Source organism: Binatus soli (SeqCode), assembly GCF_050015535.1.
GTDB classification, from domain to species: domain Bacteria; phylum Desulfobacterota; class Binatia; order Binatales; family Binataceae; genus Binatus; species Binatus soli.
The window spans coordinates 107,574-134,284 of the sequence record NZ_JBEKBF010000015.1; the positions used below are offsets into that span (position 1 = coordinate 107,574).

Genomic DNA, 26,711 nt, shown 5'->3' on the forward strand with positions numbered 1-26,711 from the left:
AGTCTGTCGATCCGAAGTGGCCAGGCGGACGGATGCTCAATTGATGCGGTTTCGCGCGCGTGATAGTTGATTGGGTCCGGTCGCGACTACGACAGGGCGGCGTACCCAAGTGGTTAAGGGAGAGGTCTGCAAAACCTCCACGCATCGGTTCGAATCCGATCGCCGCCTCCAGGTATCTTCCCATGACAACGCCAGGGGAACGACACAGTGCTGAATCTGTGGTAGCTTCTTTCCAAGCGCAGGAGGCGCAAGGATGGAAGTCTTTCCAGGCATTTCGATGGATCCCGCAGTTCGTTTCGGAAAGCCCTGCCTCGCCGGGACCCGAATCGATGTTGCGACGATTCTTGGCGATCTAGCCTCCGGAGCTTCCGCTGAGGAGATCGAGGCGGAGCACCGAATCTCTCGCGAGCAAATCACCGCGGCTCTCCGTTACGCCGCTCACGTGGCGGCGCATTTGCCGCCGGCCGTGGGAAGCTCGGATGAGAATCCTTCTCGATGAAAATTTCCCGCTAGCACTGCTGCGTAGGTTGCAGGAAGAGGGGCATCAGGTCGATCACATCATCCTGCTTGGCCTGCGTGGCGCGCCCGATCGTGACATCGTTGATCGGCTGAACTCCGAGGATCTTCTCTTGCTGACGCATGACCAGGAGTTCCTTGACCTGTCACTCTCTCGCTCGCGTGTCATAGTCTCGCGGGTAACCCAAAGTCAGCCGATAGCGGTACGCGTCGAGATTTGGCTCAAGGCAGTTCGCGAGTACTTCTCTTGCGATTGGCGTCAGACGCTCTTCGAGGTATTCGACGACGGAAGGCTGCGCCCCTGGGAGAAACTCCCAACCGAGCAGCCCTGATAAAAGGGGATACCGAGGGAACGCCGTGGGACCGCTCGCAGCCGTCTGCTTGCTCTGATCAAGTTTCAGGGCGGGGGAGCAAAACCTCCATGCATCGGTTCGAATCCGATCGCCGCCTCCAGTTATCTTCACGCGGGGCGGTTCTAGGGGGCGGGGGAGGACGGCTGAGCCAGGTGGTGGTCGGGTTTCACCTGTAGCTTGACGAGGCAGGGGGGGCCGTCTTCGCCGTAACAGAGGTTGCTTAATTCGCCCAGTTTTGAATCGCGGTCGTCGTGTGTGTAGTCGGGACATATCCAATGGCCGCCCGATCCCCGGTAAAGAGCGACCGCGAAATATCTGCCCGCCGCGAGATTCCCGGCCACTGGATCGCCGCGCGTCGCGATGTCGCGCGAGTTGACGATATCGAATCCGTCGTGCGCCGCGTCCGGCGAATACTGCATGAAGAAAATTCGCCATTGTCGTCCAGGCCGCGCGGTCACCTGGTATTCCATCGAGCGATTGTACGAGAACACCGGCTTATCGCGGCATAGCCACGGCCGCGCCTCCACCGCGAAGGCGGGGCTTGCGATCAGCATCGCAATCGTCGCGGCGATCGAGAAGTATCGTCCAATTCTCAAAATTTTCATGTCCTATCCGGACCCGCGATCGCGATGATACGGCCGACGATCTCACCGAGGTTGGAGTCCTTGGGCGTGAAGACCGCCTTGACGCCAAGCTCGAGCAGCGCTTTGCGATCGGCTTGCGGTATTATTCCGCCCATCACGAGGCTTATGTCGCCGGCGCCACGACTTTTCAGCAGGCCGATTGTCTCCCGTGCGATGGACATGTGGGCGCCCGCGAGGCTCGAGATCGCTAGTACGTCTACGTCTTCCTCGAGCGCCGTCGCAACCATCTGCTCCGGCGTCTGCTTGAATCCCGCGAGGACCACTTCCATCCCGGCCTGCATGCACGCGTGTGCGAGCAGCTTTATCGCGTTGATATGTCCGTCGAGGCCGGCCTTGCCCAGCGCGATGCGGATTTTGCGTGCCGCCCGCGCAGCCGGCACGTTGAGCGCGCCGACGCTGACGCTGGTTTCGAGAATCGGCGGCGTATAGCGGCCGCGGCTGACGCGCACCAGCGAATCCGTCCATTCGCCGACGGTGCCGCCCGCGCGGGCGAGCTCGATAGTGGCCTCGATTAGTCCGCGGTCGCGGTCGTTGTTATTTGCGGCGGCGCGTTCGAGCGCCTCGCGGGCTTTCGACACGGCGGCCTGGTCGCGCGCCGCGCGCCATTTTTTTATCGACTCGATGCGTTCTTTTTCCTTGAGCGCATCGGCGGCGTGATCCGTGTTCTGTTTGGACGGGGGCGTGAGTCCGACTTCGCCGGTAAACGCGTTGACGCCTATTTGCACGATCTCGCCCGACTCGACTTTCCTGTAACGCTCCGCGAGCTGGCGCGTCAGTTCGCCGCTGACTATTGAAATGGCGCGCGAGTAGCCGGCCTCGCGCAACCGGATGGCGATTTCGCGCGCGCGCGCCGCGGTTTCGGCGGTAAGCTTCTCGATAATTTTGCTGCCCTCGAAAATATCGCCATAGCCTGCGAGTCCCGTCTCGTGCATCAGAACCTGCTGGGTGCGCAAGCTGAGCGTCTGCTCGGACTGGTCGGGGATGGCGAGCGCCTCGCGAAAGCCGGGCAACTGGAGCGCGTTCACGCGCGCGTCGGCCGAGATGACGACCGGGAGCGCCTCGTACGCGATGCGGATGATGTTAACTTCGGGCTGCGGTTCGGTCAGCGTGAGCGAGCGCACCTGGCATCCGGCGCGAAAGGCGACGTTATCGACGCCGTATTCGGAAGAGCAAAGCTCCGGCCAGAGTTTGAAGTACGCGCGAATCTTGCAGATCTCGGGGACCAGCTCGATGCCGCTGTTGATAAAAAATGAAATGCGGCGGATGGTCTGCTCGAACGCGGCCGCGTCGAGCCTGGGGCGGAGCGCGTCGAGAATCAGCAGCGCGTTGCCGAATGCGTAGCCGATTTCCTCGGCGGGACCGGCGCCGCTCTCCATGTAGTGGTAGCCGCAACAGTTGATCGGATTCCAGTTAGGCACGCGCTCGACCGTGAATCGAATCAACTCGGTGGAAAGGCGAAACGACAACTCCGGGTGAAAAATCGACGTGCCGCGCGCGACGAATTCCTTGAGCAGATCGTTCTGCGTCGTGCCGCGCAGCTCAGTCCATGGCACGCCGTGCTTTTCCGCGACGACGAGGTAAAGCGCCAGGATGAACGGCGCGGTCGCGTTGATCGTCATCGAGGTATTGATCGACTGAAGCGGGATTCCCTCGAACAGCCGCTCCATGTCGTTCCAGTGGCAAATCGAGACGCCCGCTTCGCCGACTTCGCCGCGCGCGACCGGGGCGTCGGGGTCGTAGCCGTTTTGGGTGGGCAGATCGAACGCGATGGAAAGCCCGCGCTGGCCCTGCTTCAAGTTTGCCAGGAAGCGATCGTTGGCCTGGCGCGCGTCGCCGAAGCCGGCGTAGGTGCGGATGATCCACGGTTCACGGGTCTCAGGGCGAGTTTTTTTTCCGGGCTCGGGCATTGACACAAGGTTAGTTGCCGAAGCGCCGCGATTCCAGCCGGTATCCGACGGCGGTAGTGCCCTAATTTGTGGAAGACCGCGAAAATTAAGGAGAATCATGCCCGGCAAGATCGCAATCACTCCAACTCAAGAAGATCGCCGTGATCTCGCATCGGCTAACGGACAAACACGGGCTTGCAATGCTCATGATCTTGGTACGTGATAGTGGTGTGTACAGGAACGCATACAGGAGCGTGCACACGGATGTATACGAGGGATGTACTATCCTGCTTGACGTGAATCTGTAAATTATGGCAAGTTGGTAATTGACTTGTTGGTGCTTGTTTGGTGTCAAGAGAACTAAGACAAGTGAGGTTCAATGCCATGCAGGGTGGATCAGGAAGCGGAAAGTAAGAGAACCGAGGCCCACAACGCCGGTGCACGCATCGGCGGAGGCGCGCAAACCTTAAAGGGGCCTCGGCTCTAATTTATCGTAGCGTTTCTGTTGGCGGAGGGGAAGGGATTTGAACCCTTGATGCCGTTCGCGCGGTATGCCTGATCCTAAGTCGGGCGGTTTGAACCAATTCACCCACCCCACCGCCGTTGGAGCGAGGGCTCAGGCTCGGTAGCGCCGCTGGCGTGCGGCACACTCTGCCTGTCCCTCCCTCGCTCTGATTCTAGTTTAGCGCGCCAAGTAATCTTCAACAAGCAACATATCCACACCCTCTGAATAAAAGGGTAGCGGTTTGGCGGATCGGCACAAGGGGGAAACTAAATTTCCCCTAAGCCAACGCAGCGCGATGCGCCAACATCGCGGCTGCTTTCGCCTCGCGTAGCGCGACTGTCCGTAGCCACGCAGGCTGCGGTCGCACTGCACTTCGCGCACTATAATCTGGTTCGGATTCATAAAACGCTGCGCGTTACGCCAGCGATGGCGGCGGCCATCAGCGACCGACTGTGGAGCATGGGCGATTTGATCGAAGCGGCTCTGTGATCGAAAGATAGGAGAGGGGAGGCCTAAAGCCTCCCCTCTGTATTAATTGGATGGATTAATTGGAAGTTCGCGCCGCTTTCGCGGCGGCCTGTAGTAGCTGCCAAAATTTATTTGCCGGGTCGGCAGCCGCTTCGCAGGATCGGACCCGGCTCCAAGCCCGGGGAGAGGGTAAAGTTACCAGCGTTCGATCATGGAGTCAAATTAGAGCACTGTCCCGACGGCGTGCGATCAGCGCCGATGCGTCGCGCGGGCCGCGCCCTCTCCGCCAAGCGAGGTAACCGCAAACTCCGTTCGCTCGGCCACCTATTTCACGATGCCATCTGTATGCGATAAAAGCGAGACTATGAATCCCCGCCACGCCGCCGCGCTCGCGCTTGTGGTCTGGCATCTGATGGTGCCGCCCGGCCCAAACAATGGCGCACCCGACCTCAGCGCCCCGTTATTACAATGGACCGATTCTGGCAGCTTTGACAGCGCCGAGGAGTGCGAACGAATGCGTGATAGCCGGACCGATTTGGGCGTACGTACAATCCACGAGATGAATGAAAAGATAGATGCGTTGGCTCAACAGAAAGCTACTCCAAGCGAGGACAATTTGCGGACACTTCGCGAGAACTTTGAAAAGGCGCGGACCTTTTGGATTCAATACTCCAACTCTCAATGCGTTGCGTCCGACGATCCGCGCCTAGCGAAATGACGCCACTTCCCGTCAGCGGGGCTGAAATGACGCCAGTACTCCGACGGGCCGCGATCAGCGGCGATGCGTCGCGCGGGCGGTGGTTTCATCTTCACGATTGCGGGCAAGCTCAAGCTCGGCGGCGATGCATTCGATGAGATCGATTCCCGAGAGACCGCCATGCTCGGCGATCTCGAACACCGGCGCCCCGGTCTCGGCCCGGATTTTTGCGACCGCCTTGCGCGCGTCGGCGGCGAGATTGAGCTCCGACTTTGCCAGCTCGGCGAGATGCTCGAGGTCTTTCTTTCGCAAATGGGGTCCGCGGCGGCTCATCAGCGCCGATATATCATCGGCGTCGAACTCGGATCGCGGCATTCGATTGAAAAGCACGACCGCCGGGGCGAGATGAATGCGGCTCAAATTGGCGTAGGTCTCGATAGTCTCCGATATCGCAAGACTGTCCGCGGTCGTGACCTGGATGATTGCGGTAATCCGCCGGTCACGCATCATCCGCGAAATGTTGCCGGCTTCCACTCCGACGATGCTGGCGCCGAAAGTCGCGCGCGCGGCAGTCGGCATCTTGAGCAGGCTCATCGCCTGGCCGCTGGCGGGCGCATCGACGACTATAATGCGGCGGCCGGGTAGCTTGGGGTCGGTCAGCCCGGCTTCATGGTAAATCTTTCCGAGCGCCATCAGTTCGCGCAGCCCCGGCGCCGCTTGAACGAAAAATTGATAGAGGCGGCTGGCGAACACCGCTTTCAGCAGCATCCGGCCCGGCACGACGGTTCGCAGATATTGCTCGAGTGCGCTGCGCCCGTCGAGCGCCATGAGCGCGAGATTGGGCGCGACCTCGGTGGGCACGAACGACGGTGCGACGGCGAACGTCGCGGCCAGCGGCGCCCGCGCGTCGCATTCCATAATCAGGGCGCGCACGCCAGACATGGTCGCGAGCTTGGCGAGCGCGGCGCTCACGGTAGTTTTGCCGACTCCGCCCTTGCCGAGCACGATCAGCACGCGTCGTGCGAGGATTTCGTTTAGCATTGGAGAGAAGCGGAGCCAGCCAGAAGTTACCAGCGGATCAGATTCGCTCCCCAGGTGAGGCCGCCGCCGCATGCGTTCAGCATCACGATATTACCGTCGTGAATTCGCCCCTGCTCGAGAGCCTCGTCGAGTGCGATTGGCACGGACGCGGCCGAGGTGTTGCCGTAACGATCGATGTTGGTGAAAACTTTTCCCGGCGGCAGCCCGAGCCGCTCGGCGACCGCGGACATAATTCGCAGGTTGGCCTGATGCGGCACGAACAGGTCGATTTCTTCAAGCTTGACGCCGGCGCGCGCGGCCACCAGCCGGCTGATTTCTTCCATTCGCTTGACGGCTATTTTGAAAAGCTCGGGCCCTTTCATCTGAATCGCGTCATCGGCGCATCGCCGCACTTCCGAGTCGATTGTGGCGCGGATTCCAGTGGAGCGGAGCGAGAGCAGGTTCCAATGCTCGCCGGCCGAGCGCAGCAGGCTCGACAGCACTCCGCGATTTCCCGCTTCGGTCACCATCACGCACGCGCCCGCGCCGTCGCCAAACAGCACCGCGGTCCGGCGATCGCTCCAATCCACCATCGTCGAGAGCGCGTCGGCCCCGACCACCAGTACGCGCTTGAAGTCGCCGGCGCGCATCTGTGCGTCCGCCACTTGAAGCGCATACACGAAGCCCGAGCACGCGGCGGCAACGTCGAAGGCCGGCATCGAGGAAATGCCCAAGCCCTTCTGAATCTGGCACGCCAGCGACGGAAACGCGTACTCCGACGAAACCGTGCCGACTATGATCGCGTCGAGTGCGCCCGGCTTGACGCCCGCCCGCTCAAGGGCAGTGCGGCTGGCGTCGGTCGCGATATCCGCCAGCGATTCGCCCTGGCGCATCGCGTAGCGGCTGCCGATTCCGGTGCGCGAGCGTATCCATTGGTCGGACGTATCCATGTAGCGCTCGAGATCCTTGTTGGTCAGGGCGGTGCGCGGGACGGCCCGTCCGGTGGCGACAATTCTTGAGCCCATGACGTACCGGTCAGCTCTGGACGGCAGCCCTGAAGGCCAGCGTCGTGTTGGTGCCGCCGAACCCGAATGAATTGTTGAGCGCGATCCGAATCCTGGCGGGGCGCGCCTTGTTGGGCACGTAATCGAGGTCGCATTGGGGGTCGGGAAATTCCTGGTTGATGGTCGGCGGCATCATCCCGCGATCGATCGCGAGGACCGTGTACACCGACTCGATTGCGCCGGCCGCGCCGAGCGTGTGCCCGGTCATCGACTTGGTCGAGCTAATCGCAACTTTGGCGGCTCGCTCACCGAAGACGCGCTTGACCGCTTGAGTCTCGGCGATATCGCCTTGCTCGGTCGAAGTGCCATGCGCGTTGATATAATCGACCTCGTTGGGATCGAGATCGCTGTCTTCGAGGCACATGCGCATGCACTTGGCCGCGCCGCGTCCCTCGGGCGCAGGAGAGGTGATATGGTAGGCGTCGCTGTTGGCGGCGTAACCGCAGATTTCAGCAATGATCCTGGCGCCGCGCGCGATGGCGGCCTCGCGCTCCTCGAGGATCAGCGCCGCCGACCCCTCCGACATCACGAATCCGTCGCGCTCCTTGTCGAATGGACGGCTGGCTTTCTCGGGCTCTTCGTTGCGGGTCGAAAGCGCGCGCATCGCGGCGAATCCGCCCACCCCGAGCGAGGTGATTGCCGCCTCCGAGCCGCCGGTGATCGCGGCGTCCAGGTAGCCGAGCCTGATCATGCGGTACGCCTCGCCGATCGCATGGCTGCCCGACGCGCAGGCGCTGGTAGCGGTGAAATTGACGCCGCGCGCTCCGTAGCGAATCGAGATTTGGCCGGGCGCAAGATTGGCGATCAGCTTGGGGATGAAGAAGGGCGTGATGTGACGCAGCCCGGTGGCCATGAAGACCTTGTGGTACTCCTCGATCGTGCACAGGCCGCCGATGCCGACGCCGATCAACACGCCGACCTGGTCGGCGTTGTCGTCGGTGATCTTGAACCCGGACTGGCGCATCGCCTGCTCGGCCGACGCGACCGCATACTGGATGAAGGGGTCCATTTTTTTGACGTCGCGCTTTTCGATCCAGTCTTCCGGATTGAAATCCTTGACTTCGCCGGCGATCCGGGCGGGAAAATCCGAGGCGTCAAAGCGCGTAATCAGCGCAATACCGGACCGCCCCGCCATCAGGGCTTCCCAGTTCTTGTCCACTCCAACTCCGAGCGGAGTCACCAGTCCCACTCCGGTGACCACCACGCGGCGCTCAAGCATCGGTCTCATCGGGCCCCTCATCCTCCATCGAGTTCGCGGCTTAATAATCTACCAGAAGACAGCGCCGGTCGAGAATCCGCACCCGCCCCATGCTCGCGATTACGTTCGCCGCGATACGCCGGCCTTGCATCCAAACTTGCGCGGATGAAACAATCCAGCGGTGCCGCTCAGCAATCCCGCAGACGTTCGCCACACTCGCGGCATGCGAGCGCGGCTAAAGGAGAGACGCGCATGAATCTCCGGCACACTGCGGTCATACTTTCTGTTGTTGCTCTCGCTTTGTCGGGATGCGCGCAGCAGCAACCATCCGCATTCGAAACCGCTCTCCCGAAACTTCGCGAGCAGTGCGAAGCAGGTGACACCCAAGCTTGCCAAAAAATTGCAAAGGCCGCTTGCGTAGAAGGGACGCGGGAAACTTGCAGGGCGGAATGTTGGCCCGCAAATGTGGCGAAGGCATGTGCCGAATACCGTCCCGAAGATACAAGTCCAGCGCTCCCAGGACCAGGACCGGGACCAGGAATGTCAAGCTTCCCTGGTGGCCAAATGATGGCGCCATAACTCAGGACACTCACGCCCCGCACATAGGACAGCCAGTTGCCTTTTAGGACAGTGCCCGCCTGTCGAGAAACCGCGATCGCCAGCTTCCCGCACGGACGCCATTTGGGATAGGCTTGCTTCATAAAGCAGGGGTGGCGCGGCCTGACACGGCCCACCGCCTTAAACGCCGCAACGGTGTTCCTCATGCAAAATCGTTTCAACGTTCAAGTGACTTGGGATGCAGAGGCTGAAATGTGGGTAGCAGACAGCGATGACATCCCCGGATTGGCCGCGGAAGCCCCCGACGACAAATCGTTATGGGAGAAACTTGAAACGCTGATTCCAGAACTACTCGCCTTGAATGACGTTAGTTTAGAGCCCAATCACGACATCGAGGTCATGCTCAATTTCCACCCCCGAAAGGAACGGATTCAACCACCGGACGCGGCGTAAATGGCCGGCTACACGCCGCGCGTTAAGAAAATTCTTAGGCGCCATCACTGTAGATACGACAGGCCCGGCAAGGGCGATCACGAAATCTGGTACAGCCCCATTAACGGGCATAAGTTTCCCGTCGATTCCAACATCCGTTCGCGCGATCTCGCCAATGTAGTGCTGAAGCAGGCTGGCATCGCCGATGAACGATTCAGCTGAATGAAGCCCCGCCACGCAGCCGCGATCGTCCCGACGCGGGCGGTTGCGTTCGGCGCGATACGCCGGCCTTGCATCCAAACTTGCGCGGATGAAACAATCCAGCGGTGCCGCTCAGCAATCCCGCAGACGATCCGTTCACGAAACTCGCGCAAAATCTCGGCGAACTCGAGGTTGTGATCGGCGAGCGCGCGCGGCCCGCGATTGCCGGCGTGCGCGAGGGCCTGCGCGACGCGCTCGCATGCCGCGAGCGCGGTGATATGGCCGGGTCAATCGCCGCGATTCGTATCGCGATGGAACGGCTGGCTAATCTCGGCAGCACGCTCGATCCGGAGGAGGGCGCGATGATGCGGTTCATCGCGGACCGATTCACCGCCGCGCTCGGCGCCGGCCACAAGGGTGACGCGAAGACAATCGTGGACGTGATGCGTCACAAAGCCGGCGACAGCAAGGACGACGACAAAAAAGATTGGTGACAGCGGCCTCGAAATTGGCGTCCGCGCGCGTCCCGCAGGCGGATTCAAAAAATCCACTAAAATGATAAATCAAAGCCGGCGGATTTGGTGACCGCCCCAAAACAACCACGTGTGGTGAAATCTTGGCGACTGCATCGCAAATCAAAGTGAACGGGTCCAGCCTGGACCAAACCTGCATCAACGCGATTCGCGTGCTGACGATCGACGCGGTCCAGAAGGCCAACTCAGGGCATTGCGGATTGCCGATGGCGATGGCGCCGGTCGGCTATCTGCTCTATACGCGGTTCATGCGCCACAACCCGAAAAATCCAGAGTGGTTCGGGCGCGATCGTTTTGTGCTGTCGGCCGGCCACGGCTCGATGCTTCTCTACAGCCTGCTCTATCTCACCGGCTACGACCTTTCGCTCGACGACATCAAGCAATTTCGCCAGCTCGGAAGCAAAACGCCAGGACATCCCGAGCACGGCGTGGCCGAAGGCGTCGAGACAACCACCGGCCCGCTCGGCCAGGGTTTCGGCAACGGGGTTGGGATGGCGATGGCGGCGAAGCATCTCGAAGCACGCTTCGAGCGCGATAATTCGGGGCTGTTCGATCATCGCATCTTCGGCATTTGCAGCGATGGCGACTTGATGGAAGGTGTCGCGAGCGAGGCGGCGTCGATCGCGGGTCATCTCGGGCTGGGCAACATCGTATATATCTACGACGACAACCACGTGACCATCGACGGGCACACCGAGCTCAGCTTTGACGAGGACGTGTGCAAACGATTCGACGCTTACAAATGGCATACGCAGGTCGTCGAGGATGCGAACGATCTCGCGGCGCTGTCGAAGGCGATCGAAAATGGAATCGCGGAGACGGGACGGCCGTCGCTGATTCGGGTCCGATCGATCATCGGCTACGGCAGCCCGCATAAGCAGGGGACCTCGGCCGCGCATAGCAATCCGCTCGGCGTCGAAGAAGTGAAGCTGACCAAGGAATTCTACGGATATCCGACCGAGCCGCCATTCTTCGTTCCCAACGATGCACTCGGGTATTTCCGCCGATGCGTCGAGCGCGGCGAGGACCTCGAGAGGGCATGGAACGCGAAGTTCGAGGCCTACGCCAAAAAAAATTCCGCCGCGGCCGCCGAATTCCAGGCGGCGCTGGCGAAAGAGTTGCCCAAAGGATGGGACGCCGAGCTTCCGGTCTTCACGCCCAAGGATTCGCTGGCAACCCGAGTATCCGCCTCGCAGGCCGCGGCGGCGATCGGGAAAAAAGTCTGGAACCTGTTCGGCGGCTCCGCCGACTTGAGCGAGTCCACCTTCACGGACGTTAAGGACGGCGGCGATTTCGAGCGCGGGCATTTCGAGGGCCGCAATCCGCATTTCGGAATCCGCGAGCACGGCATGTGCGCGATCCTCAACGGCCTCGCGCTGCACGGCGGTTTCATCCCCTACGGCTCGAGCTTCCTGTGTTTTACCGACTACGCACGGCCGTCGATTCGGCTGGCGGCGATGATGGAAATCCAGGTGGTGTTGGTCTTCACCCATGATTCAATCGGCGTGGGCGAAGACGGCCCTACTCATGAACCAATCGAGCATCTGTCGTCGCTGCGCGCGATTCCGCATCTCACGGTGATTCGCCCCGGCGACGCGAACGAGGCTGTCGAGGCATGGCGCACCGCCATGACGCACACGGATGGCCCGGTGCTGCTCGCGCTCTCGCGCCAGAAGGTTCCGACGCTCGATCGCACGAAGATGGCGCCCGCCAGCGGCCTCCGGCGCGGCGCGTACGTGCTGACCGAGAGCGCCGGACGGCCCCCGGAAATCATTCTGATCGGGTCGGGATCGGAGCTGTCGCTGGTCGTCGATGCGAAAGCGAAATTGGAAGAAAAGGGCAAGTCGGTGCGCGTGGTGAGCATGCCCAGCGAGAATATTTTCGAGAAGCAGGACCAGGCCTATCGCGACTCGGTCCTGCCGCCGAGCGTTCGACGCCGGCTCGCGATCGAGGCTGGTGCGCCGATGTCATGGTACCGATGGGTCGGACTCGACGGCGACATTATCGGGATGACGACTTTCGGCGCGTCGGGCAAGTTCGAAGAGGTGATGAAGCATTTCGGCTTCACCGTGGACAACGTCGTCGAGCGCGCGCTGAAATTGCTCGCGCGCTAGCGAGCAATACAGAACGATGTGGCGCGGGCCAGGCGTCGTCGGCTAACTTTGCGATCTCGACTCCATTGCCGGACGGACTGGTATGCCTCAACCGAAACTGATCATTCTGAAAGACGCGCAGGAACTCTACGTCCGTGCCGCCGAAGAAACGGCGCATATCACCGGCGAGGCGATCTGCACTCACGGTGAGGTCACGCTCTGTCTCTCGGGCGGTTCGACGCCCGCCGCCACCTACGACTTGCTTGCGACGCGGTTTCGTCTGAGCGTCGATTGGAAGGAAGTGCAATTTTTCTGGGGCGACGAACGATGCGTCCCGCCCGATCACGCCGAGAGCAATTACGCGATGGCAAATCGCACGATGCTGAGCAAGCTCGCGCTCCGGCCGGATCAGGTGCATCGGATGCGCGGCGAAGACCCGCCGGCGTCGGCGGCTGCCGCTTACGAAGATGAATTGCGAAAACGGTTCGGCCTTGACGACGGCGAATTCCCGCGCTTCGACCTGGTGATGCTGGGGCTTGGCGACAATCGCCATATTGCATCGCTGTTTCCGGGCGATCCCGCGATTCACGAAACGCAGCGCCTGGTGGTTGCCGTGGAGGTTGACGCCGAGCCGCGCAATCGCCTCACGATCACGCCGCCGGTGATCAACAATGCGCATCGCGTGATGTTCCTGGTGGCGGGGCAGGGTAAGGCGGCGGCGGTGAAAGATGTTCTGGAAGGGCCGCGAGACCCGGACAAGTTTCCCGCGCAGATCGTTGCGCCACAAGGCGGCGAGGTCATTTGGCTTCTCGACAAAGCCGCCGCCAGCCTGCTTTCGCCGCGCTGAATCAGACAGGCCTCTGCACGGTGGCGCCATAAGGATAGACGCGATGTTTCGATTCGTACTGCGCCACTTCACCGCGATCCTGATCGTTGCCGCAGTCGCCGGCTGGGGGCTGTTTTACCTGCCGCAGACTCCGAGCTGGGCCGTGCTCCGGATGAAGCAGGCCATAGACGCGCGCGACGGCGACGGCGCTTCCCGATACGTCGATTTTGAAAGCGTCGTAAAGCACGCGGGCTACGAGATGGTGCGGAAGCAGGGCGGCAGCGACCCGCTAAGCGCGATGATCGGTAACGCGGCGATCGATCTTTTCAGCAAGCCGATGGCGCAGGCAACGCGGGCGTGGGCGGTCCAGAAAGTCGATGATGGTGCGCGCGAGGTGCAGATGCCCGGCGGGGCCGTGGCGGCCTCGATCGTGCTGTTGCATCGAAACGGCGACACCGCGTTCACGGACTTCAAGGACAACAAGGGGCAGGAGTGGAAAATTTTCATGGCGCGCGGTGAGGACGGCGATTGGCGCGTTACGGAAATCAAAAACATCGAGCAACTGCTGCAAAAACTCGAGCGCGACCGACAAAAGCGCCTCGATGCGCCTTAACGCGCGCGTTACGGGAATGTTTCGCCGGTCCGGCGGGCGCCTGCGTTTACTCCGCGTCCAGCGACGGCTAGAATAGAGTTTACGCGCGGGCGAACCTGTTGGGCTCGGCCGCGCTTTAGCATCCGGCGCAAAATGAGACGTCCAGACATAAGAAATTTAGCAATCGTCGCCCATGTCGATCACGGTAAAACCACTTTGGTCGATGCGATGCTGCGGCAGTCGGGCGTTTTCCGCGCCAACGAGCAGGTGATCGATCGCGTGATGGATTCCAACGCGCTCGAGCGCGAACGCGGCATCACGATCATGGCCAAAAACACCTCGATTCTGTGGGGTGAAACGCGCATCAACATCGTCGATACTCCGGGCCACTCGGACTTCGGCGGCGAGGTCGAGCGCACGCTGTCGATGGTGGACGGCGTGTTGCTGCTGGTCGATGCGTGCGAGGGGCCGCTGCCGCAGACGCGTTTCGTGCTCAAGAAGGCGCTCGAGTGGAACCTGCCCGCGATACTCTGCATCAACAAGATCGATCGCGCCGACGCGCGCGCACCCGAGGTTCTCGACGAGGTGTACGATCTGTTCATCGACCTCGGCGCGAACGAAAGCCTGCTCGATTTCCCGGTGCTCTATACGCAGGCGCGCGCCGGCACCGCATCGCTCAGGCTCGACGTCCCGAGCGAAAACCTGGTTCCGCTGTTCGACGCGATCGTTGCGCACCTGCCCGGCCCCGAAGTCGATCCCGAAGCGACGCTGCAATTTCAGGTCAATAATATCGACTACGATGATTACGTAGGCCGCCTCGCAGTCGGCAGAATCGTCGCCGGCTCGATGACGGCGTCGCAGAACTATTCGCTATGCCGGCGCGACGGCAAGACGGTGGTCTGCAAGGTCGCCCACATCTACGGATGGCAGGGGCTCACGCGCGTCGAACGTGAAACCGCCAGCGCGGGCGAGATAGTGATCGTGGCGGGCGTCGAGGACATCGCGATCGGTGAAACGATCGCCGACCTCGAGAACCCGCGTCCGCTGCCGCCGATTCGCATCGACGAGCCGACCGTGGCGATGACTTTCTCGGTGAACAATTCGCCGTGGGCGGGCCGCGAAGGAGATTTCGTCACCTCGCGGAAGCTGGGCGAGCGAATCGAATTCGAAGCGCGGCGCAACGTGAGCACTCGCGTCGAGCAACTGACGCCTGACGCCTGGCGCGTGATGGGCCGCGGCGAATTGCAGCTCGCGGTGATTGTCGAGACCATGCGCCGCGAAGGCTACGAGATGCAGGTCTCGAAGCCCACCGTCATCACCAAGCAGACCGGCGGCGAGATACTCGAGCCGATGGAGATGCTGGTGATCGACATCCCGTCGGAATGTATCGGCGTGGTCACGCAGATGCTCTCGGCGCGCAAGGGCAAGATGCGCACGATGGTTACCCATGCGAGCAACCGCGTACGGCTGGAATACGACATTCCGGCGCGCGGCCTGATCGGGTTTCGCGGCCGATTTCTCGAAAATACCCGCGGCAACGGTCTGATGAATACGTTGTTCAACGGCTACGCGCCGTGGTCGGGAACGATACGTTCGCGCGCCAACGGGGCGATGATTTCCGATCGCGAGGGCGTCACCACGCCGTACGCGATCTTCCATTTGCAGGAGCGGGGGATATTCTTCGTCGGACCCGGCGAGCCGGTTTACGAAGGGATGATCGTCGGCGAGTATGCCCGTGAGATAAACTTGCCGGTCAACGTTTGCCGTGAAAAAAAGCTCAGCAACATGCGCGCGTCGGGCCACGACGAAGCGATTCGGCTTTCGCCGCCACGGATTCCGACGCTGGATGCGGCGCTGGAATGGATCGACGAGGAAGAGCTGGTCGAGGTCACGCCGAAGTCGGTCCGGCTGCGCAACCGCGTGCTCAAGACGGCGCTCAGGAACAAGCATCGTGCGGGATACATCGACGCGCCGCCGGCGGAGATGGCCGAAAGCAACTGACCGCTTCGTGAGCCGGGCGGATGGCGCCACAGCGGACGTGCGGATCGCGTCACGGCAATCATGAGACTCGTCCGAATCGCCGCGCTTATCGCGCTCATCGTGGCAGTCGTACTCGGCGCTTCGGCGGCGCTGATCGCAGTCAACCAGTCGCGCATCGTCGGTTACGTTCTGGCCTCGGTCCGCAACCGCACCGGCGTCGATATCATCCCGCGCGCCAGCTCCGTTCATCTCGGCACTCACCTGACAGTCGTCCTCGACCAGCCGCAGGTCATCGCCAACGGGCATGAAATCGTCAAGCTGAAGTCGCTCCGCGCCCTCGTCTCGTACCATTCGATTTTCGTCCGCAGCGGGCTTCCACTCTATCGGCTGACCGCGACCAGTCCCGAAATCACGCTGCCTGTAGCCTCTTCCGATGCGACCGCGATCTCCGTGCCGCGTCCGGGGGCGCAAACCATAAGTGCGCTGCAAGACGTGCTGCACGCGCTGACGCAGATCGCGTGGCGCATCGACACGATCGACGCCACGGTGCGCTACGCCGACGGCGCCGAGCTTGCCCACCATGTTGGAATCGTCGCGTACCGCACCCACCGAGAGCCTTTCCTATGGCTGCTCGGGTTCAGCGGCTCGGTACTTGGATCGCCCGTTTCCGGAGCGCAGATAAGCGGGAAGATCAGTCTTGGCACCGGGAAACATTCGCAGCCCGGCGAATTTGCGCATGGGCAGTTGTGGACCTGGGACGTACCGCTGGAAGGAATCGAGGCGGAGGGTTTCAGATTGGCCGGCGCAATACAGGGCAGCCTCAAGTTCTCACTTCATGACGATGGTTCGATGACCGGCGTGACCGACGCGGGTGTGCAGAAGCTGCTGCTCAAGAGCCAGCGGCTCGCCGCGCCAGTCGATCTGGGCGACTACTCGCTCCATGCCGGCTTCGACATCACCGGCGGCAAGTATGCCGTCACGCAGATCGTTTTGCGCCACGTAAACATGGCGGTGCTTTCCGGCGAAACCGAGCTGCGCAAGCCTCAAAGCGAGAAACCGGAGCTGGGAATCCACGTCGGCGGGTTTCATTTCGACGCCGCTGCGCTCAAACAGAAACTGCTGTCGGTCCGCCATCTGCGCGCCGACCTCGTGGATATGCTCCACCGGCTCAATCCCGGCAAGGTCACCGTTGGCGCCGCGACGCTCACCGGCGCCCTCGACGAGATTAAGACGGCGCCGCTCGATGCGATTCGCAAAAATCTGGTGGTCAGCGCGACCATCGAAGACGTCGGTTTCAGAATTCCAACGGATACGAAGCTGCCGCCGGTCGAAAATCTGAGTGCCCAGCTTGATTACTCGAAAGGCTTGCTCACGATCTCGCAAGGCACCGCGAAGTTTGGAAACTCTGCGATCCACGACCTCGTCGCCAACGCCGACCTCGGCAACGGAATCGAGGGCGCGGACTATAAGACCAGCGTGAAGGTGGATGCAGACCTCGCCGAGCTCTATCCGGCCATCGCCAAGTCGCTCGAGTTATATCAACTGAAGGAACGCGAGCGTCTCGAACGTCTGAGCGGCCGCGTCGAAATGGCTGCTACCGCATCTGGAAAGCTGGGCACGACGACCCTGGCTGCGCCCAGCGACTATCAGGTCCGCGCCGACGCCGTCGGCGCCGTTCTCACTATCAAGGGTTCGCCCGGACCGCTCAAGGTTTCACGCGGCACCGTCACCATCGATCCGGGTTCAATCAAGCTCGACCATCTGATGCTGGCGGCGACCGGCGGCGATGCGACGCTGGACGGCGCCGTGAATTTCGCAAAGCAGGGCATCGCCGTGCATGATCTGACGCTGGAACTTCATGATTTTCCGTCGGAAACGTGGTTGGCGGTGCTGGTCGATCCGTCCGACTTCGCGGCGAGCGGGCCGATTGGCGGCAAAGTCGTTGTCAACAGCGACCCCGCCATTCCCGGCGCCATGATACCCGAGGGCAAGCTGACGCTCGCAAAGGGCGGCGTGAAATTCAACTTCCTGCGTTCACCAATCGTGGTTCAAGGTGCGACGCTCACGATGGGTCACAAGCAGCTGCTTTTGTCGATGCCGGGCTCGAAGCTCGAGGACCAGGCGATCAATTTCCGCATCACCGTACCCGACTACACGCATCCATCGATTCGAATCGACGCTACCGTGCAGAAACTCGATCTCGAGGTGATGAACTTTGTGCGGATGCCGTGGTCGCCGGCCACGCCGCCGATCCATTTTCCGGTTCCTTGCAGCGGGCATATCGAAGTGCGGGCGGGAAATCTCGGCGCCTTTCAGATGAGCGACATCAAGACCGATTTTACGCGCGGCCCGGCCAGCGATTGGCACGTTTATAACATGAGCGCGACCGCTTATCGCGGAAAGATGAAGCTCGATCTCACCGGCCGTGCTCCGGACAACTGGATCCACATGACGGGCAGCGCCACCGACATGGACCCTGCGCCGCTCTTCATGCTGGGCGGCAAGAACAAGCAGTCGCCGTTGCTGGGTCATCTTTTTCTCGCGATCGATCTGTGGGCCAACACCGACACAAACTTCTTCGAAACTCTGGCCGGCGACATGTCGGTGACGGTCAGAGACGGAACCCTCAACAAGTTTACGCTGCTTTCGCGCCTGCTCAGTTTTATCGACATCAAGAATTGGCTGAGCGCGCAAATTCCTGACCCGCGTGTCAATGGCGTCCCGTTCAAAACGCTCATCGCCGATTTCAAGGGCGAGAGGGGGCTCTTCTACACGGATAATTTCGTGCTGCGGGGCCCAGTGATGGATGTCACGGCGAACGGCAGCGTTCAGTTCGGCACGGGCGCGCTCGACATGCAGGTTGGCATGTTTCCGTTCGACACGGTGGATTGGGTGTTGAACCACATTCCACTGATCGGAGAACGCATCGGTGCGGGCACGGGTAAACTGGTCGCGGCGTACTTCCACGTGAGCGGCCCGGTGAGCGACCCGTCGATCACGCCGAAGCCAATCACGTCGGTGGCGGAGTTCGTCAAGAAAACCCTCGGGATGCCGATAAATATCATTCGTCCGAACACGATCAAGTGAGCCCGTCGCGGCCAGCGCTGATCGTATTTTGCCGTGAGCCCGTCGCGCGTCAGGCCAAGACCCGGTTGATCGGAGCAATGACGGCCGCAGCCGCGGCAGCATTGTCCGACGCGTTCATTCGCGACGCGCTCGCCAAGGCAGTCTCGATCGGCCCCTCCCGGATCATTATCGCGGCGAGTGCAGCGGGTGGTGTCGAGCGCAGCAAATACTTCCGGCGGCTCGCGCGGCGATTCGGCGCCGAACTGATCGATCAAGGAGACGGGTCGTTGGGCAAGCGGATGGCGCGGGCGCTCGAACCATTTTCATCTTCCGGCGCGCTGCTAATCGGCACCGATACGCCCTCGCTTCCGGGTGCGCTGCTGGCGGCCAGCCTCGGCGCCCTTCGCCGCAGCCGGGTTCTGATCGCGCCGAGTCTCGATGGCGGCTACTACGCACTCGGCGTGCGCGGCGCGATGCCCCCGATCTTCACCGCGATCCGATGGGGCAGCGGCGGCGTGTTCGATTCAACCGTAAAGCGTCTCAAACGCGCCGGCATTCGGTACGCGCTGGGTCCGGCTTGGTATGACGTCGATCGATGGGCCGACGTGATGCTGCTGGCGGCGCATCTGCGATTGTTGGCGGGAGCGCGCCATCGCGGGGGCGCGTCGCCATGCCCCGCGACCGAGTCCGTTCTCGATCAGCTTGGAGTCCTGCGCCACGATCGCTAGAGTACCCCGATGCGCGGCAAGACGACCGCCGATTCATGATTGAGCTGATTCTCTACACACGCAACGACTGCGAGTTGTGCCGGGAGATGGAAGAGACGATTACGGCCGAACTTCCGAAATTCGACGCGCGTCTCCAGCGGATCGAGATCGACGGCGACCCCGGCCTCGAGGCGCGCTTCGGAGTCGAAGTGCCGGTTCTGTTCGTGAACGATCGCAAGGCGTTCAAGTATCGATGCACTCCCGGCGAGTTGCACAAACGCCTGGCACGCGAGGTGCGTGGCTGAGATGCCGCTTCGAACGCCGCATCGTCTGAAGGCGGTGCTCGTGACCACGGGCAGCGAGGAGCAGGCGGTCTCCATCGCGCGTGTGCTGGTGGGCGAAAGGCTGGCGGCCTGCGTCAACATCGTCGGACCGATTCGATCCATTTATCGATGGCGCGATGCGGTCGAAGACGATCGCGAATACCTGCTGATTGCGAAGACCCGCGCCACTCTTTACATCAAACTGGAGAAGCGTGTGCGCGAGTTGCATACCTACGAGATGCCGGAAGTCCTGGCGTTGAATGCGGATCGCGGCTCGCCCCCGTACGTCAAGTGGGTGCTTGAATCGACCGGCCCGCCCCGCGCACCTGCGAAGAAGGGTCCGCCGAAACGCGCAACGAATCTTCGCGGAGGTTCCCAATGATCAAGATTGCGATTGCCGGCGCCGGCGCGATTACCGAACGCGCGCACATCCCGGCGCTCCGGAGCATCGCCGACGCCCAAATCATCGCGATACAGAGCCGCACCGCTGACAAGGCCGAGCGCGTTGCACGGGCGATTTGGCCGGGTGACGCAGGCCGGCCGAACGTCTATTCCGATTTCGACGAGATGTTGGCGCGCGAGCGTCCCGACGCGGTCGGAATCTTCACGCCGAATTATTTGCATTGCGAATTTACTGTAAAGGCGCTCAGCGCGGGCGCGCACGTCCTCGTGGAAAAGCCGATGGCGCCGACTGCCGCCGCGGCGCGCACGATGGTCGATGCGGCGGCGAAGGCTCGGCGGGTGCTGATGGTCGCGATGCAGCAGCGCTTCGGCGGAATCGAGCGCGCTATCAAGGACGCCGTCACGAGCGGGGCGATTGGCAGACCTCATTTCATTCGCGCGCGCCTTTCGCATGGCGGACCCGAGTCCTGGGCGCCGGGACAGAAGTGGTTCACGACGGCTTCGGAAGCAGGTGGCGGCGCGATGCTCGATCTTGGCGTTCATGTCGCCGATCTTGCAATCTGGATCATGGGCGAGATCGATTCCGTGTCGGGACAGGTTTGCATCCTGGCCAAACAGATCGAAGTCGAGGACACGGGCGCGATGATTATCCAGTTCAAGTCGGGTGCGATCGGCGTGGTCGAGGCGAGTTGGAGCAGCATGCCGCCGTTGTCGGCAATCGAGATTTACGCAAGCGAGGGCAGGGCGATGGCGGGTTATCCACGCCAGGACATCTCGATTCTGAAGGCCGACGGCAGTCCGGCGCCGGGGTTCTCGCGCGGCGACGTGATGAGTCGTTTCGATCCACGCGATCTGCTCGCTCCGTTTCGCGAGCTCGCGGCAAACTTCGTGGGTGCGATTCAAGGCCGGGTGAAACCTTCGCCCGACGGGAACGACGGACTGCGCGCGGTCGAGGCGGTCGAGGCTTGCTATCGTTCGTCGCGGACCGGGAGTCGAATCAAGCTGCCGCTCGATTCATAATTCACACATGTTTCGCGAATCGATCAAAAAGATGGCGGCGTACCGGCCCGGCGAGCAGCCGCGCCCGGGCCAACGCTTAATCAAGCTCAACACCAATGAAAACCCGTATCCGCCGTCGCCGCGGGTGCGCCGCGCGGTTGCGAAAGCGATGGCAGGTTCGGCGATCCGCCTGTATCCGGCGCCGCGCGCCGATGAATTCGTGGCGAGCGCCTCGCGAATCTACTCGATACCGCAAAGCATGATCATGGCGGGCAACGGCTCGGACGAACTGCTCGCGATGGTGTTTCGTGCGACGCTCGGAAGCGGCGACACTGTGGCATATCCGGTTCCGACGTATTCGCTGTACGACACGTTGGCGCTGGTGCAGGAGGCGCGAATCATTCACTGTCCGGTCGGCGCCGACTTCGAGCTGCCGCTCGACGCGCTGGCGCAGGCGCGCGCCAATCTCACGATCGTGTGCAGTCCCAATTCGCCGTCGGGTAGCTCGACTCCCACCCGCAGCCTGGGCGTGCTGGCAAAACGCCTGGACGGCAGATTGCTCGTGATCGACGAAGCGTACGCGGACTTTGCCGAAGAGAACGCGCTCGGCCTGGTCCGGCGCCATCGCAACGTTGTAGTTCTGCGCACCCTGTCGAAGTCCTATTCGCTGGCCGGGATGCGGCTGGGCCTGTGTTTTGCGCATCCGCCGGTGATCGACGCGCTGCTGAAGGTCAAGGATTCGTACAACTTGAGCCGGGTCGCGCTCGCCGCGGGGGCCGAAGCGCTGCGCGACTCCGGTTGGATGCGCCGCAATGTCGCAAAGGTAATTCGGACGCGCGCTCTGACCGAGGCGCGGCTGCGCAAGCTTGGCTTCGTGGTACCGCCGTCGCAGGCGAATTTCGTGCTCGCGCGGATGTCGGGCCGCGACATGGCGCCCGTCACGCGAGGGTTGCGCCGGGCCGGAATCCTGGTCCGGCATTTCGCAACACCGTTGCTTCAGGACGCTATCCGAATCTCGATTGGAACTCCGGCCGAGATGGCCGCGCTGTTCAAGGCGCTCGAGCCGTTGGTCCGCGCAACTCCATCGAAATCGAAGCGCCGCATCCATACGTGAGCCGGTTGAATTTGATGGCGGCGATCAAGCGTCTGTTCGGGAATTTCCGTTCGTCCCGCCAATCCGAAAAGAAGTCCGAATCCGAATCGCGTTCATCGATTCAATGGGTAGCGGCCGGGCTGGGAAATCCCGGCGAAGAATACTCGCGCGCGCGTCACAACGCCGGGTTCATGACAATCGATCGAATCGCGAGAGCAAGAGGCGCCGGAATGAGCCGGCGGAGATTCAAAGGCGTCACCGCTGAAGTCATGCTGGCCGGAAAGCCGGCGATACTCGTCAAGCCGCAGACTTTTTACAATCTAAGCGGTGAATGTATTTCGGACCTGCTCGGATATTTCAAAATTGCTCCCGAGCACCTGATCGTGGTGCATGACGAACTCGACCTCGAAGCGGGCCGACTCAGAATCAAACAGGGGGGCGGCGATGCCGGCAACCGCGGCGTTCGTTCAATCGCGGAGTCGCTTGGAACAACGGACTTCATTCGGGTCAGAATAGGAATCGGCCGGCCGCCGGAGAACGAAGAAAACAAGGACTACCTGCTCCGTCCAATGACCGCCGCCGAAGGACAGGCGCTCACGCCGATCCTCGAGCGTGCAGCGAGCGCGGTCGAGGCGATCGCGGAGCACGGACTCGAAGCCGCAATGAATCGCTACAATCATCGCGGCTAGAACGTGTTCAGCGACCGCGCGGATAACAAATTGTCCGATAGTATAATCATTCTGTTGACTTGGCGACTGGCGCCGCGCTAGAGCAATCAAAGACTGGAGCCCTCGTCGCGTTGGGCGGGTAAATTTCGCGTCCCGTTCGGATGGCTGCGCTATTCGTGCAGACGCGAGAGGGGCCTGGGTTAGCCCCCGTCGGCCACACGCTGCGTGCGGTCTCATAATTTTGCATCGGGGGAATAGGGGGCTGCCCATGTTTGATGAAAACAAGACCCGCTTCAGAAGAGCGGAGGAAGCTCTGCGCTTTTATTTCCGCTTGCGCGAGCTGCTTCACAGCGGACGGACGAGACGGTTGGTGGCGGACGAATTGCCGGTGGATGCGTGCACGGTGGCTGCCAACGCATTCGACGACTACCAATGTATCGGATGGTGCATGCGAGGTCTCGACGAGATCCCGCTGTGGCTGCTCAGCGAACTCTACGGGCCGACCTGCTTCGGCGTGCGTCGGCGCACATTTTCGCACGCCTGCAAGGCAGGCAGGCTGGAGTTCCCGGACCACGAGTTCCGGCTGCGCGAAGTCGGCATTCTCCACGAGCATGCACTCGGCGTGGTGGAACGAAGGTTGCGGAGGCTCGGCATGATCCCCGTCCGCCAGCTGCAAGGCGTGCATGACAGTCGCCGCCGCATTCGGACCGCGGGCAAGCGAGCGCACTATACAAGGCAGGCGAGCGGCTAATCGCGGATAATCCGCGCGCAGCGAGTCCGATAGCAGTGGCGGGCGGGCTATTCCGCGCCGTCAATAATCCTGTACGCTTGAGGGCCACTGGAACTCCGGCGAACGGAATTGACGAATCGGAACGTGAACGAAAATCAGGCGAATGAACAGGCTGCCGCGCTCGCCAGGGGCAGCAGCGAGGTCATTTCTCCGGCCGAGCTCGCGGCCAAACTCGCGCTCGGCCGGCCGCTCAGGATCAAGCTCGGGATGGATCCGACCGCGCCCGATCTGCATCTCGGTCACAGCCTGACGCTCAAGAAGCTGCGCGACTTTCAGGATGCGGGCCACACTGTAATTTTCCTGGTCGGCGACTTCACGGCGATGATCGGCGATCCCACCGGACGCTCCGAGACGCGAAAGCCGCTGTCGCGCGATCAGATCGAGAGCAACGCGGAAACCTATCGCGCACAGGCGTTCAAGATTCTCGATCGCGAGCGCACCGAGGTTCGCTTCAACAGCGAGTGGATGAATGAAATGGGCGTGCGCCGCCTGATCGAAATTGCGGCGAAGGTGAGCGTCGCCCGTCTATTGGAGCGTGACGACTTCGAGAAGCGGCTCGCGGAGCAGGAGCCGCTGTTCCTGCACGAACTGCTCTATCCCGTGATTCAGGGTTACGATTCGGTCGCGCTGGAAGCGGATCTCGAGATTGGCGGCACCGATCAGAAGTTCAACATGCTGGTTGGCCGCGAGCTGCAAAGACACTTCGGACAAGCGCCGCAAGCGGTGATGACGATGCCGCTGCTCGAAGGTCTCGACGGCGTGCGCAAAATGTCCAAGTCATACGGAAACTACGTCGGGCTGACCGACAAGCCCGAGGACATGTACGGCAAGCTGATGTCGGCGCCCGATCAACTGATGGTTCGATACTACGAGTTGCTCACGAAGGCCGCGCCGGAAGAGATCGCGGCGGTGAAGTCGGGCGGATTGCATCCGATGGAAGCGAAAAAACGCCTCGCCCGCGCGATCGTCGCCGAATACCACGGCGCACGCGCCGCAAATCGCGCCGAGCAATACTTCGAGAGCAAGTTCCAGCGCCGGGAAATTCCCGCCAGCGCGCAGGTGTATCGAATCGCCGAGGATCTGTGGATTTGCGAACTGATGAAGCAGTTACAGTTCACGCCTTCGACCAGCGAGGCGCGGCGCCTGGTGAGCCAGGGAGCGGTGCGGGTGGACGGCCGCACGATAACCGATGTGAATTTTCGCTTCGTGCCGGGCGAGCACAAGGTGCTCGAAGTGGGCAAGCGTCGAGTGGCGCGGATTGAGCCCTGACAGGCGCGCCCGAGCGGTCAGTCTCTCTTGTCCTTTTCTGCCAGAGCCACTGCTTCGCGGAGCTTTTCCATGGTGCGGCCGAGAGCCTTGGTGTAGCGCTGCTTGGTCCAGGTCTCCTTGGTCCGCATCTTGAGCCATCCAAGCTTGACCGCGTCGGGTTTGTTGCCCATCTCGCCGGTGGAAACCTCGATGATCGCGCGTTCTTCGAGATTGAGCGATTCGAGCACTTCGCGCTTGAGGTTCTGCAGAAATCCGGACTTGAGGTCGATATCGATCTTCATCGAAAATACACTTCCATCACCTGAGCCTAAACCATCGCATGCGCCTCCTCAACGGCTTGGCATCGGCAAGGGCGACCCCTGCACCCAATGATAAGATAAGGATGCGGGTTTCGCCCGGTTACAAAGGCTGACCGCCATCAACAAGGCGGTTGCGCGCGACCCGATGGCTGCCCGCGGCGAATTCCTCAAGGGAATCGGCGGGCCGCCAGCAAAGGGCAGTTGAAAAGTTGAAGAGGTGAAGCGCGAGTTCGGCTATTCCTCTTCAACCGCCTGGCGAATCGCGTTCAAGATGAACAAGAACTGATTCGGCGCCGACACGCGGCCGAGCATGCTCACCTTCTGCAGGACCTTGAGCTCCCGATCCGTCACCTTGTGACGCGCCAGCATCCCGCGATCGTGCACAAACTTGCTCCATGCGTTTTCCTGCCGTTTGGCGGGCGCAGGCTCGTAATTCTTACCGACTAGCCAATGCGCCTCGGGATGCGCCAGCAGGAACAGCCGCTGCTTGTCGAGCGCGAGCGTATCCGCCAGCCGCGAGAGCAGCGACAGGGAAGGGCGGCGCCGTCCGTTTTCGAGATAGGCGACGTGGCTGGCCTTGACCCCGAGTTTGCGCGCAAGTTCGCGCTGGGTGTAGGCATAAGCGCCGCGACGCTGTTTGAGGACCTGACCGAGAGTTTCTTTTTTCATAGTTCGTATTCCGCCAGTAGTGCCCATCGGAGTTTTGCGTAGTGGATCATCCCGGTCAGATAATGGAAGCACTGGCCGGGCGGTAGTGAAGCGCCAAAATCAAATCCGCACAATTCCCGCACGTGCTCGCGAGTCCGCGCAAACGCCGGGTCGGGAATCCTGTCGGCGCCCGCGATGAACCCCCAATCGCGCGGCGTCGCGAAAATTCTGCGCGCGAGCGGTTCGGGATACGCCGCAAGGCTCACGATCACGTCCGCCGCGAGTTCCGCCGGTTCGGCAAGATGACGGCGAAGGGCACCGTTAAAGTAATAATGAACTCCGTCGCCGGCGTGCCCCGTAACCTTCGCCGTCACGTGATGGCCTATCTCATGCACGAAGGTTGTCGAGACCGCGCCCGGATGATGTGCGGTGTTGAGATAAATGAGCGGATGCTTCAGCGCTTCGGGGGTTTTGTCCACGTAAAAGCCTCGTAGCGCCATGCCTTCGGGTCCCCGATAAGGGGTGGCCTGAAGATGGATACGCAGGTCCGACGAAAGCGCGGCGAGCTGGTTGAGCGTCACGGCCCGAAACTGTTCGCGGTTCAGCTGCGGCCATATCTTCCTCGCCTCGCGGATAATGGCGCGCAACGTGCGGTAATCGAGCACCGGGCGCATGGCGCACACGTAGTCGAGGCGCGCCAATTCCCTTACTTCCCTTAGTGGCTTCTTCCATTCGTCAATTTCGCTGTGGCCAGCTTTGCGCGCCCTGTACGTCGTCAGAACCTTTTGGACAAGTCAGCAATCGATTTAAGAGAGGATCTGGCCCATCTGGGTTGAGGTTGAGGCTGCAGTTGAGTAGTGCAGCCGGCGACGTTGGTCGAG

27 protein-coding genes and 1 tRNA gene are annotated in these 26,711 nt (G+C 61.6%); 20 read left to right on the plus strand and 8 right to left on the minus strand.

The genetic code is table 11. From position 1 onward, the window contains the following. Nucleotides 1-95 precede the first annotated feature (95 nt). The 3 genes from ABR989_RS12955 (at nt 96) to ABR989_RS12965 (ending at nt 848) form a co-directional block, all read left to right on the plus strand. Nucleotides 96-171, plus strand: a tRNA-Cys gene (locus tag ABR989_RS12955). Between the two features lie 106 nt (nt 172-277). Beyond that, complete coding sequence (locus ABR989_RS12960; protein ID WP_428129256.1) at nt 278-499, plus strand: DUF433 domain-containing protein; 222 nt, start codon at nt 278-280, stop codon at nt 497-499. After that, the gene (locus tag ABR989_RS12965) at nt 480-848 is read left to right on the plus strand and encodes a DUF5615 family PIN-like protein (RefSeq protein ID WP_428129191.1); all 369 of its coding nucleotides are present in this window, start codon (nt 480-482) and stop codon (nt 846-848) included. The genes ABR989_RS12960 and ABR989_RS12965 overlap by 20 nt, the downstream gene beginning before the upstream one ends. Before the next feature lie 143 nt (nt 849-991). Here the strand turns inward: ABR989_RS12965 and ABR989_RS12970 are convergent, their stop codons facing one another. Continuing rightward, complete coding sequence (locus tag ABR989_RS12970) at nt 992-1,474, minus strand: hypothetical protein (RefSeq protein ID WP_428129194.1); 483 nt, start codon at nt 1,472-1,474, stop codon at nt 992-994. Then, the gene (locus ABR989_RS12975) at nt 1,471-3,420 is read right to left on the minus strand and encodes a methylmalonyl-CoA mutase family protein (RefSeq protein WP_428129197.1); all 1,950 of its coding nucleotides are present in this window, start codon (nt 3,418-3,420) and stop codon (nt 1,471-1,473) included. The genes ABR989_RS12970 and ABR989_RS12975 overlap by 4 nt, the downstream gene beginning before the upstream one ends. Before the next feature lie 1,316 nt (nt 3,421-4,736). Between ABR989_RS12975 and ABR989_RS12980 the strand changes: the two genes are divergently transcribed. Further along, on the plus strand, nt 4,737-5,090 hold the full coding sequence (locus ABR989_RS12980) for a hypothetical protein (RefSeq protein WP_428129198.1): 354 nt from the start codon (nt 4,737-4,739) through the stop codon (nt 5,088-5,090). A 54-nt stretch (nt 5,091-5,144) separates the two neighbouring features. On the opposite strand, the gene ABR989_RS12985 is transcribed toward ABR989_RS12980, so the two are convergent. Genes ABR989_RS12985 through fabF form a run of 3 tightly spaced genes read right to left on the minus strand, consistent with a single transcriptional unit; the run spans nt 5,145 to nt 8,381 of the window. Then, nucleotides 5,145-6,110 (minus strand): ArsA family ATPase, encoded by a 966-nt coding sequence (locus tag ABR989_RS12985; RefSeq protein WP_428129200.1) that lies wholly within the window; start codon nt 6,108-6,110, stop codon nt 5,145-5,147. A gap of 26 nt (nt 6,111-6,136) precedes the next feature. Continuing rightward, entirely contained in the window at nt 6,137-7,114 is a 978-nt protein-coding gene (locus tag ABR989_RS12990) for a beta-ketoacyl-ACP synthase III (protein ID WP_428129202.1), read from the minus strand. Nucleotides 7,115-7,124: 10 nt separating this feature from the next. Continuing rightward, the gene (gene fabF / locus ABR989_RS12995) at nt 7,125-8,381 is read right to left on the minus strand and encodes a beta-ketoacyl-ACP synthase II (protein WP_428129204.1); all 1,257 of its coding nucleotides are present in this window, start codon (nt 8,379-8,381) and stop codon (nt 7,125-7,127) included. 732 nt (nt 8,382-9,113) lie between these two features. Between fabF and ABR989_RS13000 the strand changes: the two genes are divergently transcribed. The 16 genes from ABR989_RS13000 to tyrS all read left to right on the plus strand — a co-directional run bounded on the left by ABR989_RS13000 (nt 9,114) and on the right by tyrS (nt 24,883). Continuing rightward, on the plus strand, nt 9,114-9,362 hold the full coding sequence (locus tag ABR989_RS13000) for a DUF1902 domain-containing protein (RefSeq protein ID WP_428129207.1): 249 nt from the start codon (nt 9,114-9,116) through the stop codon (nt 9,360-9,362). After that, the gene (locus ABR989_RS13005; RefSeq protein WP_428129209.1) at nt 9,363-9,563 is read left to right on the plus strand and encodes a type II toxin-antitoxin system HicA family toxin; all 201 of its coding nucleotides are present in this window, start codon (nt 9,363-9,365) and stop codon (nt 9,561-9,563) included. Nucleotides 9,564-9,667: 104 nt separating this feature from the next. Further along, nucleotides 9,668-10,036, plus strand: coding sequence for a hypothetical protein (locus ABR989_RS13010; RefSeq protein WP_428129212.1), 369 nt, complete (start codon nt 9,668-9,670; stop codon nt 10,034-10,036). 122 nt (nt 10,037-10,158) lie between these two features. Further along, nucleotides 10,159-12,189, plus strand: a complete 2,031-nt coding sequence (tkt, locus tag ABR989_RS13015) for a transketolase (protein WP_428129214.1) — start codon at nt 10,159-10,161, stop codon at nt 12,187-12,189. Nucleotides 12,190-12,271: 82 nt separating this feature from the next. Further along, nucleotides 12,272-13,015 carry a 6-phosphogluconolactonase gene (gene pgl / locus ABR989_RS13020; protein WP_428129216.1) on the plus strand — a complete coding sequence of 248 codons (744 nt, stop codon included), beginning with the start codon at nt 12,272-12,274 and terminating at the stop codon, nt 13,013-13,015. 43 nt (nt 13,016-13,058) lie between these two features. Beyond that, a complete protein-coding gene (locus ABR989_RS13025; protein ID WP_428129218.1) occupies nt 13,059-13,607 on the plus strand; it encodes a DUF2939 domain-containing protein in 549 nt (182 codons plus the stop codon). Between the two features lie 132 nt (nt 13,608-13,739). After that, a complete protein-coding gene (gene typA, locus ABR989_RS13030; RefSeq protein WP_428129219.1) occupies nt 13,740-15,587 on the plus strand; it encodes a translational GTPase TypA in 1,848 nt (615 codons plus the stop codon). A 60-nt stretch (nt 15,588-15,647) separates the two neighbouring features. Beyond that, entirely contained in the window at nt 15,648-18,653 is a 3,006-nt protein-coding gene (locus ABR989_RS13035) for an AsmA-like C-terminal domain-containing protein (protein ID WP_428129222.1), read from the plus strand. Next, on the plus strand, nt 18,650-19,360 hold the full coding sequence (locus ABR989_RS13040; RefSeq protein ID WP_428129224.1) for a TIGR04282 family arsenosugar biosynthesis glycosyltransferase: 711 nt from the start codon (nt 18,650-18,652) through the stop codon (nt 19,358-19,360). Before ABR989_RS13035 ends, ABR989_RS13040 begins: the two co-directional genes overlap by 4 nt. A 35-nt stretch (nt 19,361-19,395) precedes the next feature. Beyond that, nucleotides 19,396-19,644: a glutaredoxin family protein gene (locus ABR989_RS13045; protein ID WP_428129225.1), complete on the plus strand. Its 249-nt coding sequence runs from the start codon at nt 19,396-19,398 to the stop codon at nt 19,642-19,644. A gap of 1 nt (nt 19,645) precedes the next feature. Continuing rightward, on the plus strand, nt 19,646-20,044 hold the full coding sequence (gene cutA, locus ABR989_RS13050; RefSeq protein WP_428129227.1) for a divalent-cation tolerance protein CutA: 399 nt from the start codon (nt 19,646-19,648) through the stop codon (nt 20,042-20,044). After that, entirely contained in the window at nt 20,041-21,084 is a 1,044-nt protein-coding gene (locus ABR989_RS13055; RefSeq protein ID WP_428129228.1) for a Gfo/Idh/MocA family protein, read from the plus strand. The genes cutA and ABR989_RS13055 overlap by 4 nt, the downstream gene beginning before the upstream one ends. A 7-nt stretch (nt 21,085-21,091) precedes the next feature. After that, a complete protein-coding gene (gene hisC, locus ABR989_RS13060; RefSeq protein ID WP_428129231.1) occupies nt 21,092-22,177 on the plus strand; it encodes a histidinol-phosphate transaminase in 1,086 nt (361 codons plus the stop codon). A 14-nt stretch (nt 22,178-22,191) separates the two neighbouring features. Continuing rightward, a complete protein-coding gene (gene pth / locus ABR989_RS13065; RefSeq protein WP_428129234.1) occupies nt 22,192-22,845 on the plus strand; it encodes an aminoacyl-tRNA hydrolase in 654 nt (217 codons plus the stop codon). A gap of 247 nt (nt 22,846-23,092) precedes the next feature. Then, complete coding sequence (locus ABR989_RS13070; protein ID WP_428129237.1) at nt 23,093-23,575, plus strand: hypothetical protein; 483 nt, start codon at nt 23,093-23,095, stop codon at nt 23,573-23,575. Between the two features lie 123 nt (nt 23,576-23,698). Continuing rightward, entirely contained in the window at nt 23,699-24,883 is a 1,185-nt protein-coding gene (gene tyrS, locus ABR989_RS13075; RefSeq protein WP_428129239.1) for a tyrosine--tRNA ligase, read from the plus strand. Between the two features lie 17 nt (nt 24,884-24,900). On the opposite strand, the gene ABR989_RS13080 is transcribed toward tyrS, so the two are convergent. The 3 genes from ABR989_RS13080 to ABR989_RS13090 form a co-directional block, all read right to left on the minus strand. Next, nucleotides 24,901-25,164, minus strand: a complete 264-nt coding sequence (locus ABR989_RS13080) for a hypothetical protein (protein WP_428129241.1) — start codon at nt 25,162-25,164, stop codon at nt 24,901-24,903. Nucleotides 25,165-25,416: 252 nt separating this feature from the next. Continuing rightward, complete coding sequence (locus ABR989_RS13085; protein ID WP_428129243.1) at nt 25,417-25,851, minus strand: helix-turn-helix domain-containing protein; 435 nt, start codon at nt 25,849-25,851, stop codon at nt 25,417-25,419. Next, a complete protein-coding gene (locus ABR989_RS13090) occupies nt 25,848-26,531 on the minus strand; it encodes a hypothetical protein (RefSeq protein ID WP_428129245.1) in 684 nt (227 codons plus the stop codon). Before ABR989_RS13090 ends, ABR989_RS13085 begins: the two co-directional genes overlap by 4 nt. Nucleotides 26,532-26,711: the final 180 nt, after the last annotated feature.

What these genes read in the sequence shown, in the direction of transcription:
- ABR989_RS12960 (WP_428129256.1), top strand. Translation starts at nt 278, where the DNA reads ATGGATCCCGCAGTTCGTTTCGGAAAGCCCTGCCTCGCCGGGACCCGA.
- ABR989_RS12965 (WP_428129191.1), top strand. Translation starts at nt 480, where the DNA reads ATGAGAATCCTTCTCGATGAAAATTTCCCGCTAGCACTGCTGCGTAGG.
- ABR989_RS12970 (WP_428129194.1), bottom strand. Translation starts at nt 1,474, where the DNA reads ATGAAAATTTTGAGAATTGGACGATACTTCTCGATCGCCGCGACGATT.
- ABR989_RS12975 (WP_428129197.1), bottom strand. Translation starts at nt 3,420, where the DNA reads ATGCCCGAGCCCGGAAAAAAAACTCGCCCTGAGACCCGTGAACCGTGG.
- ABR989_RS12980 (WP_428129198.1), top strand. Translation starts at nt 4,737, where the DNA reads ATGAATCCCCGCCACGCCGCCGCGCTCGCGCTTGTGGTCTGGCATCTG.
- ABR989_RS12985 (WP_428129200.1), bottom strand. Translation starts at nt 6,110, where the DNA reads ATGCTAAACGAAATCCTCGCACGACGCGTGCTGATCGTGCTCGGCAAG.
- ABR989_RS12990 (WP_428129202.1), bottom strand. Translation starts at nt 7,114, where the DNA reads ATGGGCTCAAGAATTGTCGCCACCGGACGGGCCGTCCCGCGCACCGCC.
- fabF (WP_428129204.1), bottom strand. Translation starts at nt 8,381, where the DNA reads ATGAGACCGATGCTTGAGCGCCGCGTGGTGGTCACCGGAGTGGGACTG.
- ABR989_RS13000 (WP_428129207.1), top strand. Translation starts at nt 9,114, where the DNA reads ATGCAAAATCGTTTCAACGTTCAAGTGACTTGGGATGCAGAGGCTGAA.
- ABR989_RS13005 (WP_428129209.1), top strand. Translation starts at nt 9,363, where the DNA reads ATGGCCGGCTACACGCCGCGCGTTAAGAAAATTCTTAGGCGCCATCAC.
- pgl (WP_428129216.1), top strand. Translation starts at nt 12,272, where the DNA reads ATGCCTCAACCGAAACTGATCATTCTGAAAGACGCGCAGGAACTCTAC.
- ABR989_RS13025 (WP_428129218.1), top strand. Translation starts at nt 13,059, where the DNA reads ATGTTTCGATTCGTACTGCGCCACTTCACCGCGATCCTGATCGTTGCC.
- typA (WP_428129219.1), top strand. Translation starts at nt 13,740, where the DNA reads ATGAGACGTCCAGACATAAGAAATTTAGCAATCGTCGCCCATGTCGAT.
- ABR989_RS13035 (WP_428129222.1), top strand. Translation starts at nt 15,648, where the DNA reads ATGAGACTCGTCCGAATCGCCGCGCTTATCGCGCTCATCGTGGCAGTC.
- ABR989_RS13045 (WP_428129225.1), top strand. Translation starts at nt 19,396, where the DNA reads ATGATTGAGCTGATTCTCTACACACGCAACGACTGCGAGTTGTGCCGG.
- cutA (WP_428129227.1), top strand. Translation starts at nt 19,646, where the DNA reads ATGCCGCTTCGAACGCCGCATCGTCTGAAGGCGGTGCTCGTGACCACG.
- ABR989_RS13055 (WP_428129228.1), top strand. Translation starts at nt 20,041, where the DNA reads ATGATCAAGATTGCGATTGCCGGCGCCGGCGCGATTACCGAACGCGCG.
- hisC (WP_428129231.1), top strand. Translation starts at nt 21,092, where the DNA reads ATGTTTCGCGAATCGATCAAAAAGATGGCGGCGTACCGGCCCGGCGAG.
- pth (WP_428129234.1), top strand. Translation starts at nt 22,192, where the DNA reads ATGGCGGCGATCAAGCGTCTGTTCGGGAATTTCCGTTCGTCCCGCCAA.
- ABR989_RS13070 (WP_428129237.1), top strand. Translation starts at nt 23,093, where the DNA reads ATGTTTGATGAAAACAAGACCCGCTTCAGAAGAGCGGAGGAAGCTCTG.
- ABR989_RS13080 (WP_428129241.1), bottom strand. Translation starts at nt 25,164, where the DNA reads ATGAAGATCGATATCGACCTCAAGTCCGGATTTCTGCAGAACCTCAAG.
- ABR989_RS13085 (WP_428129243.1), bottom strand. Translation starts at nt 25,851, where the DNA reads ATGAAAAAAGAAACTCTCGGTCAGGTCCTCAAACAGCGTCGCGGCGCT.